We start from the raw sequence: 14,808 nt of genomic DNA, 5'->3' as shown, positions 1-14,808 counted from the left end.
GGACGGGCGGATCCCGGCCGGCGGCGGCTCTGAGGGCCCGTCGGAGGACTCCTGCACGTCGGCCGTCACGGCTCCACCCAGCGGGCGGTCAGCGGCGGCCGGGCGCGAAGCGCGCCAGCACCCGCCGCTCCACGGCGACCACGGCGCCGAGCAGCGCGACGCCCATGACGGCCAGCACGAGGATCGCCGCGTACACCGGCGCCAGCCGGTAGCTGGCGGCCGAGGTGGTGATGAGCGTGCCGAGGCCCGCCGAGGAGCCCGCCGCCACGAACTCGGCGACCACCGCGCCCACCACCGACAGCGGCAGCACCACGCGCAGCGCCGTGAACAGGGCGGGCAGCGCCGAGGGCAGGCGCAGCCGCCAGAGCACCTCGGTGCGGGAGGCGCGCAGCGAGCGCAGCACCATGAGCGCGTCAGGCGGCGCGGCCCGCAGCCCCTGCAGCAGCGTGACGAGCACGGGGAAGGAGACGACGACGGCGGTGACCAGCACCTTGGGGGTCCGCCCGAACCCGAACGCCACCACCAGCGCGGGCGCGAAGGCCACCACGGGCGTGGTGTTGAGGACCACCGCCAGCGGCAGCAGCGCGCGGGCGAGCAGCGGCACCTCGCTGAGCACCACGGCCAGCACGGCGGCGAGCACACCGCCGAGCAGCACGCCGAGCAGCGCCGTCGAGAGGGTGGTCCACGCGTCGGACAGGTACCGGCCGGGCGCGCCGCCCAGCTCGGCGAGCACGTCGGCGGGCAGCGGCAGCAGGTAGGTCTGGCCCTGCGCCGCGAGGTGGGAGGCCACCAGCTGCCACACCGCGGCCAGCACCAGCAGGGCGACCACGGCGGGCGCCCACACCGCGGGGCGCCACCAGCGGCTCACCCCGCCCGCCCCGGCGCAGCAGCCGGCCCAGCAGCCGGCCCCTCAGCCCAGGCAGCGGCCAGCTCGCGGCGCAGCCGGTCCTCGACGGCGTGCATCGCGGGGCCGCCCAGGTCCGCGCCGGCGCGCGGTCGCGGCAGCCCCACCTCGACGACGTCGACCACCCGCCCGGGCGGCCCGGCCATGACCACCACGGTGTCGGACAGCACGACCGCCTCCCGGACGGAGTGGGTCACGAAGAGCACGGTGGTGGGCACGTGCTCCCACAGCGCCAGCAGCTGGCGCCGCAGCGCCTCGCGGGTGATCTCGTCGACGGCGCTGAACGGCTCGTCGAGCAGCAGCACCCGCGGGCGCATCGCCACCGCGCGGGCCAGCGCCACGCGCTGCTGCATGCCGCCGGACAGCTCGTGCGGGTACGCCTCGAGCACGGCGCCCAGGCCCACCTCGCGCAGCACCTCGGCGGCGTCGCCGTGCTGCGGCGCCGTCCCGCCGCGGCGCCGGCGGCGGTCGGCGGCGCGGTTGACCCGCTGGGGCAGCTCGACGTTGGCGCGCACCGTCAGCCACGGCAGCAGCGCCGGCGTCTGCGGCACCAGGCCCACCTGCTTGTCGGCGGCCGCGGCGCCGGGAGGGCGCCCGCAGACCAGCACCTCGCCGTCGTCGGGCTCCTCCAGGCCGGCCACGGCGCGCAGCAGCGTCGACTTCCCGCAGCCGCTGGGCCCGATGAGGCTGGTGAAGCTGCCCTCGGGCACGTGCAGGTCCAGCCCGGCCAGCGCCTGGACGGGTCCGCGGCCCGCGGCGCCCCGGTAGGAGCGCCGCAGGCCGCGGACGTCGATCACCGCTCGGTCAGCGACGGGTCAGGCGCTGGTGACCAGCGCGGTCTCCGCCGCGCTGGCCTGGGCGCCGTGGCGCGGGAGCACCCGCACGGTGTAGCCGAACGCGCCGGAGCGGCGCAGCACCACGGTCCCGCTGAACAGGTGGCGCCCCTCCTCGTAGCTCTCCTCCAGCGCCAGCGCGGCGGTGGAGGTCTCCACCAGCTCGTCGTCGACGTCGACGCGCCCGTGCACCACCTGCACCTCCACGTCGGAGGGGGAGAGCTGGCCGAGGGAGACGTAGGCGGCCACCCGCACCTCGTCGCCGACCTCCGGGGAGTCGCCGACGCCGCCGGACTCGACGTGGTCGACCTTGACCCCGTTCCAGGTCGCACGGACGCGGCCCTTCCACGCGGCGAGGTCGCGGGCGCCGGCGAAGTCACCGGCCGCGAGCGCCGCGCCGGAGGTCGCCGCGGGCACGTACAGGGTGGTGACGTAGTCCTGCACCATGCGCGTGGCCTGCACCTTGGGCGCGAGCGTGGCGAGGGTGTGCTTGACCATCTCCAGCCAGCGGCCGGGCAGCCCGTCGGCGTCGCGGTCGTAGAAGCGCGGGGCCACCTGCGTCTCGATGAGGTCGTACAGGGCGGCCGCCTCGAGGTCGTCGCGGCGGTCGGGGTCCTCCACGCCGTCGGCGGTGGGGATCGCCCAGCCGTTCTCCCCGTCGAACCACTCGTCCCACCAGCCGTCGAGGATCGAGAGGTTGAGCCCGCCGTTGAGGGCGGCCTTCATGCCGGAGGTGCCGCAGGCCTCCAGGGGGCGCAGCGGGTTGTTCAGCCACACGTCGACGCCCGGGTACATGGTCTGCGCCATGCGGATGTCGTAGTTGGGCAGGACGACGATGCGGTGGCGCACGCCGGCGTCGTCGGCGAACTGCACCATCCGCTGCAGCAGGCGCTTGCCGGAGTCGTCGGCGGGGTGGCTCTTGCCGGCGATGACCAGCTGCACCGGGCGGGTGGGGTGGGTCAGCAGCGCCTTGAGCCGCTCGGGGTCGCGCAGCATGAGCGTGAGCCGCTTGTAGGTGGGCACGCGCCGGGCGAAGCCGATGGTGAGCACCTCGGGGTCGAGCGCGTCGGCGACCCACGCCAGCTCGGCCGGGGAGGCGCCGCGGCGCAGCCAGGAGGAGCGCACGCGCCGGCGGGCGTCGGCCACCAGCTGGGCGCGCAGCTCACCGCGCAGCGCCCACAGCTCAGCCCCGTCGAGCCCGGCGGCGCCCCCGGACTGGTCGGAGGGGTCCTCGCCGCCGCCGGAGGCGGCCAGCAGCTCCACGACCTTGCGGTCGACCCAGGTGGGGGCGTGCACGCCGTTGGTGATGGAGGTGATGGGCGTCTCCTGGGCGTCGAAGCCCGGCCAGAGCCCGGAGAACATGCCGCGGGAGACCTCGCCGTGCAGGGCCGAGACGCCGTTGGCGCGCTGGGCCAGGCGGAAGCCCATGACGGCCATGTTGAACACCGACGGGTCGCCGCCGGCGTAGTCCTCCGCGCCGAGGGCGAGGACCCGGTCGAGGGGCACGTCGCCGAGGAAGCCGGAGCCGCCGAGGTGCTCGGAGACCGCGTCGCGCCCGAACCTGTCGATGCCGGCGGGCACGGGGGTGTGGGTCGTGAAGACGGTGGCGGCGCGCACGGCCTCCACGGCCTCGTCGAAGGTGAGGCCCTGCGCGGTCAGCTCGCGGATGCGCTCGACGCCGAGGAAGCCCGCGTGGCCCTCGTTGGTGTGGTAGACCGCCGGCTCCGGGGCGCCGGACAGGCGCGACCACAGGCGCAGCGCCCGCACGCCGCCGGCGCCGAGCAGCAGCTCCTGCTGGAGGCGGTGGTCCCCGCCGCCGCCGTAGAGGCGGTCGGTGACGCCGGCGGCGGCCTCGTCGTTGCCGGTGACGTCGGAGTCGAGCAGCAGCAGCGGCACGCGGCCGACGTCGGCCTTCCACACGTGGGCCAGCAGGGTGCGCCCGTGCGGCAGCGGCAGCGAGATGACGGCGGGGGTGCCGTCGGCCTCGCGCAGCTGGGTCAGGGGCAGCCCGTCGGGGTCGGAGACCGGGTAGGTCTCGGTCTGCCAGCCGTCGCGGCTGAAGGCCTGCTTGAAGTACCCGGCCTTGTACAGCAGCCCGACGCCGACGACGGGCACGCCGAGGTCGGAGGCGGCCTTGAGGTGGTCCCCGGCCAGGATGCCCAGGCCGCCGGAGTACTGCGGCAGCACCGAGGTGATGCCGAACTCCGGGGAGAAGTAGGCGATGGCCGCCGGGCCGCCCTGCGGGGCGACCTCCTGCTGGTACCAGCGCTCCCCGGTCAGGTAGGCCCGCAGGTCGGCCTGCGCGGCGGTCACGGCCTCCACCACGGCGCGGTCCGCGGCGAGCTCGGCGAGCCGCTCCGGCGACAGCGACCCGAGCAGCGCGACCGGGTCGTGGCGCAGGGACTGCCACGTCTGCGGGTCCAGGCTCGCGAAGAGGTCCTGCGTGGGGGCGTGCCAGGACCACCGCAGGTTGGTGGCCAGCTCGCCCAGGGGCGCCAGCTGCTCCGGCAGCGCGGTGCGGACGGTGAACCGTCGGATCGCTCTCACAGCCGACGAACCTATGCCAGCGCGGCGGTGCCCGGCGAGGGGTTCGCCAGCGCCTCCACCCCGGCGTCCTCGACTGTCGTCCTCACCAGCGCCTCGATAGGTTCGCGGGCGTGACCGCCGAGTCCCAGGCCGAGCCCGCGGTGCGCCCGCACGAGCGCCCGCAGCTGATCGCCCCCTCCCCCAGCGGGCTCGGGCGCATCCCCGTCATCGACACGAGCCCGTCGGTCGACGGCGGCCGCTGGGCGGCCAAGGCCGTCGTGGGCGAGGCGGTCCCGGTGCGCGCGACGGTCTTCCGGGAGGGCCACGACGCCGTGAACGCCTCCGCGGTGCTCGCCCGCCCCGACGGCTCGGTGCGCACCCGCACCACCATGCGGCCCCTGGGCCCCGGCACCGACCGCTGGGAGGCCTGGGTGGTCCCGGACGTCCCGGGCGACTGGACGTTCTGGGTCGAGGGCTGGAGCGACCCCTACGGCACCTGGGACCACGACGCCACCATCAAGGTGCGCGCCGGGGTCGACGTCGAGCTCATGCTCGTCGAGGGCGCGATCCTCCTGGAGCGGGCCGCCGCCCGCGAGCACCTGCCCGAGCACGCGGTGCAGACCCTCCACGGCGCCGCCTGGGCCCTGCGCGACACCGGCCGGCCCGCCGAGGTGCGGCTGGCCGCCGGGACGGCCGACGAGGTGAAGGCCGTCCTGGCCGAGCACCCCCTGCGCGACATGGTCTCCCCCGGCCCGCGGATGCAGCTGCGCGTGGAGCGCGAGCGAGCGCTGGTCGGTGCCTGGTACGAGATCTTCCCGCGCTCGGAGGGCGCCTGGCGCGACGAGTCCGGCGCCTGGCACAGCGGCACGCTGCGCACCGCCACCGCCGCCGTCGACCGCGCCAAGTCGATGGGCTTCGACGTCATCTACCTCACGCCGATCCACCCGATCGGCACCACCAACCGCAAGGGCCGCAACAACACCCTCACCACCGAGCCGGGAGACCCGGGCTCGCCGTACGGCATCGGCTCCGAGGCCGGCGGGCACGACGCGATCCACCCCGACCTGGGCACCTTCGCCGACTTCGACCACTTCGTGCGGTACGCGAACGACCGCGGCCTGGAGGTCGCCCTCGACATCGCGCTGCAGGCCTCCCCCGACCACCCGTGGGTGCGCGAGCACCCCGAGTGGTTCACGCGCCGCTCCGACGGCTCCATCGCCTACGCGGAGAACCCGCCCAAGAAGTACCAGGACATCTACCCGGTCAACTTCGACGACGACCCCGAGGGCATCTACGCCGAGGTGCTGCGGATCGTGCTGCTGTGGGTCGAGCACGGGGTCAAGCTCTTCCGCGTCGACAACCCCCACACCAAGTCCGTGGTGTTCTGGGAGTGGCTCATCGCGCGGGTCCGCGAGGTCGACCCGGACGTGCTGTTCCTGTCCGAGGCGTTCACCAAGCCGTCCATGATGCGGGCGCTGGCCAAGGTCGGCTTCGCCCAGAGCTACACCTACTACGCGTGGCGGAACACGCGCCGGCAGCTCACCGACTACCTGCTCGAGCTCACCACCGGCGGTGACGAGCCCGGCGAGGGCGACGCCGCCCGCGGCGGCACGGCCGACTACCTGCGGCCCAGCTTCTGGCCCACCACCCACGACATCCTCACGCCGTACATGCAGTACGGCGGGCCAGCGGCGCACGCGCTGCGCGCCGTCATCGCGGCGACCGCCGTGCCCACCTACGGCATCTACTCCGGCTACGAGCTGGTGGAGAGCGTCGCGCGACCGGGCGCCGAGGAGCACGTCGACAACGAGAAGTACGAGTACAAGCAGCGCGACTGGGACGGCGCGGCGGCCTCCGGGCGCTCCCTGGCGCCGCTGCTGGCCAAGCTGAACTACGCCCGCCACCACCACCCCGCGCTGCAGCGGCTGCGCGGGCTGTCCTTCCACACCGCCGACGACGACGACGTGCTCGTCTACTCCCGCCGCGTGCCGGCCGAGCAGTCGCCCACCGGTGCGGAGGACGTCGTCCTCGTCGTCGTCAACCTGGACCCGCACTCCACCCGCGAGACCACCGTCCACCTGGACATGGCGGCGCTCGGCCTGGCCTCGTGGGACCCGTTCACCGCGCGCGACCTCATCAGCGGCGACGCGTGGACGTGGTGGGAGAACACCTACGTCAAGCTCGGGCCGGACACCACGCCCTTCCACGTCGTGTCCGTGACCCGGGTCGCGGAGGGCGAGGGCGCGTGAGCACCCCGACGGCACCGACCACGGGGACGCACCTGCACGACCTGCTGGGGCCGTGGGTGCCGCACCAGCGCTGGTACCCCGCCAAGGGACGCGAGGCGCGCACCGAGGTGGTCGGGCGCATCCTGCTCCCGTGGGCCGACGTCGAGGACGTCCGGGTCATCATCCACGTGCTCCGCGTCACCACCGTCGCCGGCGACCCCTCGGGCGGCGCCGGCCACGCCGACGTGGTCCAGGTGCCGCTGGTCCACCGCCGCGCACCGCGCACCGGGCCCGACGCCGCGGCGGCCCTGCTGGGGGTCCTCACCGACCCCGAGGGCATCGGCTGGTACGTCTACGACGGCCCGCACGACCCCGCCTACGTCGAGGCCCTGCTGGCGCTGCTGGCCGGCCAGGTGCGCGGGGTGGCGCTGGACGCCGCCGGCGAGCAGGCCGGGCACGCGGGCACCGCGGTGGGCCACCACCCGCAGGGCAGCGCGCCCCCCGAGCCGGGCAGCGCGGCCCGCGTGCTGCGCGGGGAGCAGTCCAACACCTCGATCATCGTCGAGCCGGAGGACGGCTCGGCGCCCGTCATCGTCAAGGTCTTCCGCACCCTGCACCCGGGGCGCAACCCCGACGTGGAGGTGCAGGCCCGCCTGGCGCCCGCCGGCGTCAGCGCCGTCCCGGCGCTGGCGGGCTGGGTGGAGGGCAGCTGGCCGGTCTCGTCCGACCCGGCCGCGCCGCTGGTCTCCGGTGACCTCGCGGTGGCCTCGGAGTTCCTCGTCGGCGCCCAGGACGCCTGGCGCGAGGCCACCGCCGCGGTGGTGGCCGGCACCGACTTCTCCGAGCGGGCGCGCGCCCTGGGAGCCGCCACGGCCCAGGTGCACGCCGCCCTGGCCGAGCAGCTGCCCAGCCGCCGCGCCGACGACGACGACTCCCGCCGCCTGGCCGACGGCTGGCGCCGGCGCCTGGAGTGGGCGCTCTCGCAGGCCGACGTGCTGGCCGGGCGCGCGGGAGCGCTGCGCGAGCGCGTGGGCGCCGCCGGCTCCCTCGACGCGGCGTCCCTCGGGGTGCTGCAGCGCGTCCACGGCGACTACCACCTGGGCCAGGTCCTCGACGTGCCCGGCCGCGGCTGGGTGCTCCTGGACTTCGAGGGCGAGCCGCTGCGCCCGCTGGCCGAGCGGACCCTGCCCGACCTCGCCCTGCGCGACGTCGCCGGGATGCTGCGCTCCTTCGACTACGCCGCCCGCCAGACCACCGTCGGGCTGCCCGACGGGCCGGGCGCCGAGGCCGCGCGCACGGCCGCCGCGGCGTGGGCCGACGCCGCCCGCGCGGCGTTCTGCGAGGGCTACGCCTCCGTGACGGGCTCCGACCCGCGCAGCGCGGGGGCCCTGCTGGACGCCCTCGAGCTGGACAAGGCCCTCTACGAGGTGGTCTACGAGGTGCGCAACCGGCCCGACTGGGTGGAGGTGCCGCTGGCCGCCGTCGACAGGCTCCTGGAGAGGCCGCCGGCGGCGTAGCAGCCTCCGTCGGCCCGTGCCAGGGTGAGGGTCATGGACACCAGCCAGGCTCCTGCCAGCCTCGACGTCGAGCTCCTGCGCCAGGTGGCGCGGGGCGAGAGCCCCTTCCCGCACGACGTCCTCGGCGCTCACCAGGCTCCTGACGGCACCATCACCGTGCGCACCCTGCGGCCCCTGGCCGAGGAGGTGGTGCTGCTCACCCCCGACGGCGCGCGCACCCCCTTCACCCACCAGGCCGAGGGCGTGTGGGCGGCGGTCATGCCCGGTGACGCGGTCACCGACTACCGGGTCGAGGTGACCATGCCGGGAGACCGCGCCCGCGTCCTCGACGACCCCTACCGCTTCCTGCCCACGCTGAGCCCCTTCGACCTGCACCTGATCTCCGAGGGCCGCCACGAGGAGCTGTGGACCGTGCTGGGCGCCCAGGTGCGCCGCTGGCCCGGGGCCATGGGCGAGGTGCGCGGCACGTCCTTCGCGGTGTGGGCGCCGCGGGCGCGCGCCGTCCAGGTGGTCGGCGACTTCAACGGCTGGGACGGGCGGCAGAGCGCCATGCGCTCCCTGGGGTCCTCCGGCGTGTGGGAGGTCTTCCTGCCCGAGGTGGGCGTCGGCACCCGCTACAAGTTCCGCATCCAGACCCAGGCCGGTGGCTGGGTGGAGAAGGCCGACCCGATGGCGCGCGCCACCGAGGTGCCGCCGCTGACCGCCTCGGTGGTCACCGAGTCGACCTTCACGTGGAGCGACGAGGAGTGGCTCTCCCAGCGCGCCGCCACCGACGCGACGTCGGCGCCGATGAGCGTGTACGAGGTGCACCTGGCCTCCTGGCGCCCGGGCCTGGACTACCGCGAGGCGGCCGACCAGCTGGCCGAGTACGCCTCGGCAGCGGGCTTCACCCACGTCGAGCTGCTGCCGATCGCCGAGCACCCCTTCGGCGGCTCCTGGGGCTACCAGGTGACCGGCTACTACGCGCCGACCTCCCGCCTGGGCACCCCCGACGACGCCAAGTACCTCATCGACAGGCTCCACCGCGCCGGCCTGGGCGTCATCCTCGACTGGGTGCCCGCGCACTTCCCCAAGGACGAGTGGGCGCTGGCCCGCTTCGACGGCGAGCCGCTGTACGAGTACCCCGACCCCCGCAAGGGCGAGCACCCCGACTGGGGCACCCTCGTGCCCGACTTCGGGCGCCCCGAGGTGCGCAACTTCCTCGTGGCCAACGCCGTGTACTGGCTGCAGGAGTTCCACGTCGACGGCCTGCGGGTCGACGCCGTCGCCTCGATGCTCTACCTGGACTACTCCCGCCAGAGCGGGCAGTGGGTGCCCAACCGCTTCGGCGGGCGCGAGCACCTGGAGGCCATCGAGTTCCTCCAGGAGGTCAACGCCACCGCCTACAAGCGGGTGCCGGGCATCGTCATGATCGCCGAGGAGTCCACCGCGTGGCCGGGCGTCACGCGCCCCACCGACGCCGGCGGCCTGGGCTTCGGCCTGAAGTGGAACATGGGCTGGATGCACGACTCGCTGCGCTACCTCGGCGAGGACCCGGTCAACCGCAGCTGGCACCACGGCGAGATGACCTTCGCGATGGTCTACGCCTACTCCGAGAACTACGTGCTGCCCATCAGTCACGACGAGGTCGTGCACGGCAAGGGCTCGCTGCTGCGCAAGGCCCCCGGCGACCGCTGGCAGCAGGTGGCCACGCTGCGCGCCTTCCTGGCCTTCATGTGGGCCCACCCCGGCAAGCAGCTGCTGTTCATGGGCCAGGAGTTCGGCCAGGAGGCCGAGTGGTCCGAGGGCCGCGGGCTTGACTGGTGGCTGCTGGACCAGCCGCTGCACGCGGGGGTGCTCGCCGCGCTGACCGACCTCAACCGGGTCTACCGGGAGACCCCGGCGCTCTACGAGCTCGACACCGACCCGGCGGGCTTCTCCTGGATCAGCGCCGACGACTCGGCGCACAACACCTTCTCCTTCATCCGCTGGGACTCCCAGCGCCGCCCGCTGGTGTTCATCGTGAACTTCGCGGGCGTGCCGCACGAGGGCTACCGCCTGGGCTTCCCCGGCGCCGGCCGCTGGACCGAGGTCATCAACACCGACGACTCCCGCTACGGCGGCTCCGGGGTCACCAACGGCGGGTCGGTCGAGGTGGCCGCAGAGCCGCACTGGGGCCAGCCCGCCTCCGCGCAGGTGCGCATCCCCCCGCTGGGCGCGGTGTGGTTCACCCCCGAGCAGTGGCCCCCGGCCGAGGGCTCCCCGGCGGTGCCGGCCGCCGCGGAGGCCGAGGCCGCCGACGTCTCCGAGGCGCAGGCCCGGGAGACCGACGACGCCGCCCTGGACGAGCTCGTGGTCGCCGCTGAACCGCCGGAGTACCTCAAGACCGACGACGAGCAGGCCTGAGCCGCCTCGACGACGACGGCGGCGCCCCACCGGCTGGCACGCAGCCAGCCGGTGGGGCGCCGTCGTGCCGGGCCCCGAGCGCGTCAGTACAGGGCAGCGGCCAGGCCGCGCCGGGCGGCGGCCACGCGGGGGTCGTCCGCGCCGACCACCTCGAACAGCTCCACCAGGCGGGAGCGCACGCGGTCGCGGTCGTCGCCGTGGGTGGTGCGCACGAGCGCCACGAGGCGGTCGAAGGCGCCGGCCGCGTCTCCGGCGAGCACCTGGTGGTCGGCGGCGAGCAGGCCCGCCTCCACGTCGCCCGGGGCGGCCTGCGCCGCGGCCAGCGCCTCGGGGGCCTGCGAGCCGCGGGTGCGGCGGCGCAGCTCGATGCCGGCCAGCCCGACGGCGGCCTCGGCGTCGGCGGGGGCCTCGGCCAGCGCGCGCCGGTAGGCCTCGGCGGCGGCGTCGAGGTCCCCGCGGGCGATGGCGTCGCGGGCCTCGGCGTGCAGCGGCGGGACGGGCGGCTCGGCCGGTGCCGCAGGCTCGCCGTCACCGCCGCCGGCGCCCGGGACCCGCCCGGTGACGCCGTTGGCGGCGGCGACCTTCAGCAGCTCGTCGAGGACCTGGCGGACCTGCGGCTCGGGGTAGGCGCCCTGGAAAAGCGGCACGGGCTGGCCGGCCAGCACCGCCACCACCGTGGGGATCGACTGCACCTGGAAGGCGGCGGCGACCTGCGGGTTGGCGTCGACGTCGACCTTGGCGAGCAGGAAGGCGCCCGCGTACTCCTGGGCCAGCCGCTCCAGGACCGGGGACAGCTGCTTGCACGGGCCGCACCAGGTAGCCCACAGGTCGACCACCACGGGCACCTGCGCCGACAGCTGCACCAGCGAGGCGAAGTCGGCGTCGGTGACGTCGACGACGACCGGGGCGTCACCGGCCGCCGGGCCGGCGGCCGGGGGTGCGGCGCCGTCGGCGGCGGGACCGGCCCCGGGACCGGCCCCAGGACCGGGCGGGGACGCGGGGGCAGCGGGACGCTGGGGACGGTTGGCCAGGCCAGAGAGGTCGACGGCGCCGCGCAGGTTCAGGCGCGGGCCGGGGCGGCTCGCCGGGGTGCTCATGGGCCCATCCTCCCCCAGCGGCCGGCCGGCCCCGCTGGCAGGCCGGTCAGCGGACCGTCACGCCGGTGGTGCCGCGCTGGCCGGCCACGAGGGCCACCTGACCGGTGGTGGGGACCCTCAGGACGACGACCTCGGCGGTGGAGACCTCGAGCCCGTGCGGGGCGGAGGAGGTGCCGGCCAGGGCCGCGAGATCGGGCGGCAGGGACTGGCTGACGCCCACGCCGCGCGGGGTGAAGGTGCGCCTCCCGGACAGGACGCCGACCACCAGGGCTCCCCCGTCGGTGGTGCGCAGCGCCCACAGCGCGCCGTCGCGCGGGGCGTGCGCGGCGGAGTAGTCCACGTAGCGCGAGACGCCCTCGCGCTCGGCCTGCTGCTCGCTGAGCACCTGCGCGCGCAGGGGGTCCTCGGCCAGGCCCGCCGCCGCCGGGGCGTCGGCGCCGCGGGTCAGGACGTCGGCGTAGCCGGCCACGGCCTGCGCCGGGGTGGTCACCAGCCCGGGGGCGTCGGCCCGCAGGGGCTCGGCGGCGCCCCCGCCGGCGGCCAGCTGGGGCAGGGACGCGCCGGGCAGCACGGCGGCGGAGGCGACGGCGCGGTAGGGCTGGCGGGGTCCGTCCTGGACGAGCACCACGACCTGCGGGACGGCGCTCCCGCCCGGCTGCACGGCGGTGAGGAACCAGCGCGGCCACGGGCCCCGCGGCGGGACGGCGGACAGGAGCCGCTCACCGGCTAGGGACGGCGGCTCGGGGCTGGTGGGCACCTGCTCGCGCACGGCCAGGGCCGCGCGGCGCACCTCCAGCTCCGCCCCGGCGTAGCGGGCGTCCAGGGCCTCCGGGCGGACCTGCCCGAGGGAGGTGAGGATGCGGGTCACCTGCGGCCCGGTGACGGCCAGGGCGGTGCCAGCGGTGGCGGAGCTGGTGCTGCCCGAGCCGGGTGCACCGGGTGCTGGGGAGCAGCCGGTCAGGGCCAGCGCGGCCGCCAGCAGCGCGGCGGTGGTCGCGAGCACCGCGGGCGCGCGGTGGGGCCGCCTCACGCGTCCGCCCCGGTGCGCCGGGACAGGGCGGGGACGGTGGGAGTCCCGGGCTCGGTGGGCACGGTGGGCACGGTGGGCACGGTGGGCTCGGTGGGCTCGGTGGGCGCGGCGGCCTGGACGTCGGGGCCCTCGCCGGGCGCCGCCCGGCGGCGGCCGCGCAGGACGGCGCCTGCGGCCAGCCCTCCGGCGGCCAGCAGGGCCCAGGCCGCGGGCGGCGCGGCGCGGTGGCGGTAGGTCAGCTGCACCTGCGCGGGCGCCGCCGCGGTGCCGTCGGAGGCGACCAGCACGGCCTGGGCGTCCTCGCCGGTGGCTGCTGGTGCCGCGACGTCGAGCGCAGCGCTGCCCCGGCCCTGCACCTGCGCCGTCCACAGGTCGCTGCCGGAGGGGTCGGGTGCCGGTCCGGTGCCCTCCGTGCGCTGCAGGACCACGGCGCCGTCGGCGCCGGGCCCGGTCGCGGTGGCGGTCGTGGTGCCCTGGGCCCAGGCCGCCACGTCGTCGGCGCCGCCGCGGGCCAGGACCACGGCGCCCTCACCGAGGGCGCGGACCTCCACCGGCCCACCGCCGGAGGCCAGCAGCTCGGGGGTCAGGACGACGAGGGCTGCGCCGCCGGCGGCCGGCACGTCGAGCACCTCCCGCTCGACCGGCCGCAGCGCGGTCGCCAGCAGCGCGCCGGCGCCGAGCAGGAGCACGGCGAGCAGGGCCAGGGGGACGGACCAGCCGGGGACCCGCCGGCGCGCCGGCCGGCGCTCGGCGCGACGGCCCGCGCGAGTGGCCGGTGCGGCCTCGGCGCTCATCGGGTGACCGGCCCCTCCACCCGTCAGCTCACTGGCCGCGGCCGGGCTCGCCCTCGGCGCGCTCGATCGCGGCCTCGAGGCGGTCCAGCTTGCCCTGCAGCTCCCCGGTGCGACCGGGCCGGATGTCGGCCTTGAGCACGAGGGACACCCGCGGGCTCACCGCGGCGACGGCGTCGCACGCCCGCCGCACCACGTCCATGCACTCCTCCCACCCGCCCTCGAGGGTGGTGAACATGGCGTCGGTGCGGTGCGGCAGCCCGCTGGAGCGGACCACGCGCACGGCGGCCGCGACCGCCTCGGTCACCGAGCCGTCGGCGTCGCTGGCGGCGGGGGAGACCGAGAAGGCGACGAGCATGCGACCACGGTAGCCACGCCCGCCCGTCCGCGCGGGCGGATCGGTGCGCGGGCGGATCGGTGCGGGGCAGCTGGTGGTCGGTGCTGGTGGTCAGCGGGGACGGCGGCGGGCGCGGGCGCGCCAGCACGAGCGGTGCCAGTGCCGGCGCTCGGAGGGCCCCACGCCGGGCGGCGCGTCAGCGGGCCAGGCCACCACGTGCGAGGTGCCCGGGGGGATGACCTGGTCGCAGCCGGGACAGCGGTAGGGCTTGAGCGCTGCGGCGCCGGGCACCACCCGCACCAGCCACTCCCCGTCCGGGCCGCTCTCCCCCGTGGCCCACCCGACCGGCCGCGCCGGCTCGGCGACCACCGGCTGGCGCCTGCGGGAGACGGGACGGCGGCGCGGCACGCCTCCATCCTCCGCCATCCCGGCCGCAGGCGCGGGTGGGTAGCCTGCCCGCTCGTGCGCCTCGTCATCGCCCGCTGCTCGGTCGACTACGAGGGGCGGCTCACCGCCCACCTGCCCCTCGCCACCCGCCTGCTGCTCGTCAAGGCCGACGGGAGCGTGCTCGTGCACGCCGACGGCGGCTCCTACAAGCCGCTGAACTGGATGAGCCCGCCGTGCGCGCTGGCGGTGGAGCCCGCCGCGGGCCCCCACGCCGAGGCCGGCGCGCAGGAGGTCTGGACCGTGCGGTCGGCCAAGACCGAGGACCGGCTCGTCGTGGCCGTGCACGAGGTGCTGCACGACTCCACCCACGAGCTCGGCACCGACCCCGGCCTGGTCAAGGACGGCGTGGAGGCGCAGCTGCAGAAGCTGCTGGCCGAGCAGGTGGGGCTGCTCGGGGAGGGCCACCAGCTGGTGCGCCGCGAGTACCCGACGGCGATCGGCCCGGTCGACCTGCTGGTCCGCTCGCCCCACGGGGGCACGGTGGCGGTGGAGGTCAAGCGCCGCGCGGAGATCGACGGGGTGGAGCAGCTCACCCGCTACCTGCAGCTGCTGAACCGAGACCCGCTGCTGGCCCCGGTCGAGGGCGTGCTGGCCGCGCAGGAGATCCGCCCGCAGGCGCGGGTGCTGGCCACCGACCGCGGCATCCGCTGCCTGGTGCTGGACTACGACGCGCTGCGCGGGGTCGACGACGTGGAGTCGCGCCTGTTCTGACG

Annotated in this window: 12 protein-coding genes; 4 read left to right on the top strand and 8 right to left on the bottom strand. The window is 76.4% G+C overall.

The annotated features are described in order from the left end of the window. Positions 1-88 precede the first annotated feature (88 nt). Genes ACUN9U_RS13535 through glgP form a run of 3 tightly spaced genes read right to left on the bottom strand, consistent with a single transcriptional unit; the run spans position 89 to position 4,284 of the window. Positions 89-868: an ABC transporter permease gene (locus tag ACUN9U_RS13535; protein ID WP_445485521.1), complete on the bottom strand. Its 780-nt coding sequence runs from the start codon at positions 866-868 to the stop codon at positions 89-91. Further along, positions 865-1,701, bottom strand: coding sequence for an ABC transporter ATP-binding protein (locus tag ACUN9U_RS13530; protein ID WP_445485520.1), 837 nt, complete (start codon positions 1,699-1,701; stop codon positions 865-867). The genes ACUN9U_RS13535 and ACUN9U_RS13530 overlap by 4 nt, the downstream gene beginning before the upstream one ends. A gap of 18 nt (positions 1,702-1,719) precedes the next feature. Further along, positions 1,720-4,284 carry an alpha-glucan family phosphorylase gene (glgP, locus tag ACUN9U_RS13525; RefSeq protein ID WP_445485519.1) on the bottom strand — a complete coding sequence of 855 codons (2,565 nt, stop codon included), beginning with the start codon at positions 4,282-4,284 and terminating at the stop codon, positions 1,720-1,722. Between the two features lie 110 nt (positions 4,285-4,394). Between glgP and ACUN9U_RS13520 the strand changes: the two genes are divergently transcribed. From ACUN9U_RS13520 to glgB, 3 genes are read left to right on the top strand one after another with little or no spacing between them, the layout of a single operon-like run. Further along, positions 4,395-6,512 (top strand): alpha-1,4-glucan--maltose-1-phosphate maltosyltransferase, encoded by a 2,118-nt coding sequence (locus tag ACUN9U_RS13520; RefSeq protein WP_445485518.1) that lies wholly within the window; start codon positions 4,395-4,397, stop codon positions 6,510-6,512. Beyond that, a complete protein-coding gene (locus ACUN9U_RS13515; RefSeq protein WP_445485517.1) occupies positions 6,509-8,008 on the top strand; it encodes a maltokinase N-terminal cap-like domain-containing protein in 1,500 nt (499 codons plus the stop codon). The genes ACUN9U_RS13520 and ACUN9U_RS13515 overlap by 4 nt, the downstream gene beginning before the upstream one ends. A gap of 33 nt (positions 8,009-8,041) precedes the next feature. After that, on the top strand, positions 8,042-10,393 hold the full coding sequence (glgB, locus tag ACUN9U_RS13510; protein ID WP_445485516.1) for a 1,4-alpha-glucan branching protein GlgB: 2,352 nt from the start codon (positions 8,042-8,044) through the stop codon (positions 10,391-10,393). Positions 10,394-10,476: 83 nt separating this feature from the next. Here glgB and ACUN9U_RS13505 read toward each other — a convergent pair whose 3' ends face one another. The 5 genes from ACUN9U_RS13505 to ACUN9U_RS13485 form a co-directional block, all read right to left on the bottom strand. Further along, entirely contained in the window at positions 10,477-11,490 is a 1,014-nt protein-coding gene (locus ACUN9U_RS13505; protein ID WP_445485515.1) for a tetratricopeptide repeat protein, read from the bottom strand. A 46-nt stretch (positions 11,491-11,536) separates the two neighbouring features. Beyond that, positions 11,537-12,520, bottom strand: coding sequence for a hypothetical protein (locus ACUN9U_RS13500; RefSeq protein WP_445485514.1), 984 nt, complete (start codon positions 12,518-12,520; stop codon positions 11,537-11,539). Then, on the bottom strand, positions 12,517-13,314 hold the full coding sequence (locus ACUN9U_RS13495; RefSeq protein WP_445485513.1) for a hypothetical protein: 798 nt from the start codon (positions 13,312-13,314) through the stop codon (positions 12,517-12,519). The genes ACUN9U_RS13500 and ACUN9U_RS13495 overlap by 4 nt, the downstream gene beginning before the upstream one ends. Positions 13,315-13,342: 28 nt before the next feature. Beyond that, a complete protein-coding gene (locus tag ACUN9U_RS13490) occupies positions 13,343-13,669 on the bottom strand; it encodes a thiamine-binding protein (RefSeq protein WP_445485512.1) in 327 nt (108 codons plus the stop codon). A 90-nt stretch (positions 13,670-13,759) separates the two neighbouring features. Beyond that, a complete protein-coding gene (locus tag ACUN9U_RS13485) occupies positions 13,760-14,074 on the bottom strand; it encodes a hypothetical protein (RefSeq protein ID WP_445485511.1) in 315 nt (104 codons plus the stop codon). A gap of 36 nt (positions 14,075-14,110) precedes the next feature. Between ACUN9U_RS13485 and nucS the strand changes: the two genes are divergently transcribed. Beyond that, the gene (gene nucS / locus ACUN9U_RS13480; protein WP_445485509.1) at positions 14,111-14,806 is read left to right on the top strand and encodes an endonuclease NucS; all 696 of its coding nucleotides are present in this window, start codon (positions 14,111-14,113) and stop codon (positions 14,804-14,806) included. Positions 14,807-14,808 lie beyond the last annotated feature (2 nt).

This window comes from Quadrisphaera sp. KR29, from assembly GCF_052644995.1.
The sequence above is the reverse complement of the archived record's forward strand: the minus strand, read 5'-3'. Positions and strand labels throughout refer to the sequence as shown.

Bases quoted from the DNA above. Each gene is read 5' to 3' on its own strand.
- ACUN9U_RS13490 (WP_445485512.1), bottom strand. From the start codon at position 13,669: ATGCTCGTCGCCTTCTCGGTCTCCCCCGCCGCCAGCGACGCCGACGGC.
- ACUN9U_RS13495 (WP_445485513.1), bottom strand. From the start codon at position 13,314: ATGAGCGCCGAGGCCGCACCGGCCACTCGCGCGGGCCGTCGCGCCGAG.
- ACUN9U_RS13485 (WP_445485511.1), bottom strand. From the start codon at position 14,074: ATGGCGGAGGATGGAGGCGTGCCGCGCCGCCGTCCCGTCTCCCGCAGG.
- ACUN9U_RS13505 (WP_445485515.1), bottom strand. From the start codon at position 11,490: ATGAGCACCCCGGCGAGCCGCCCCGGCCCGCGCCTGAACCTGCGCGGC.
- glgB (WP_445485516.1), top strand. From the start codon at position 8,042: ATGGACACCAGCCAGGCTCCTGCCAGCCTCGACGTCGAGCTCCTGCGC.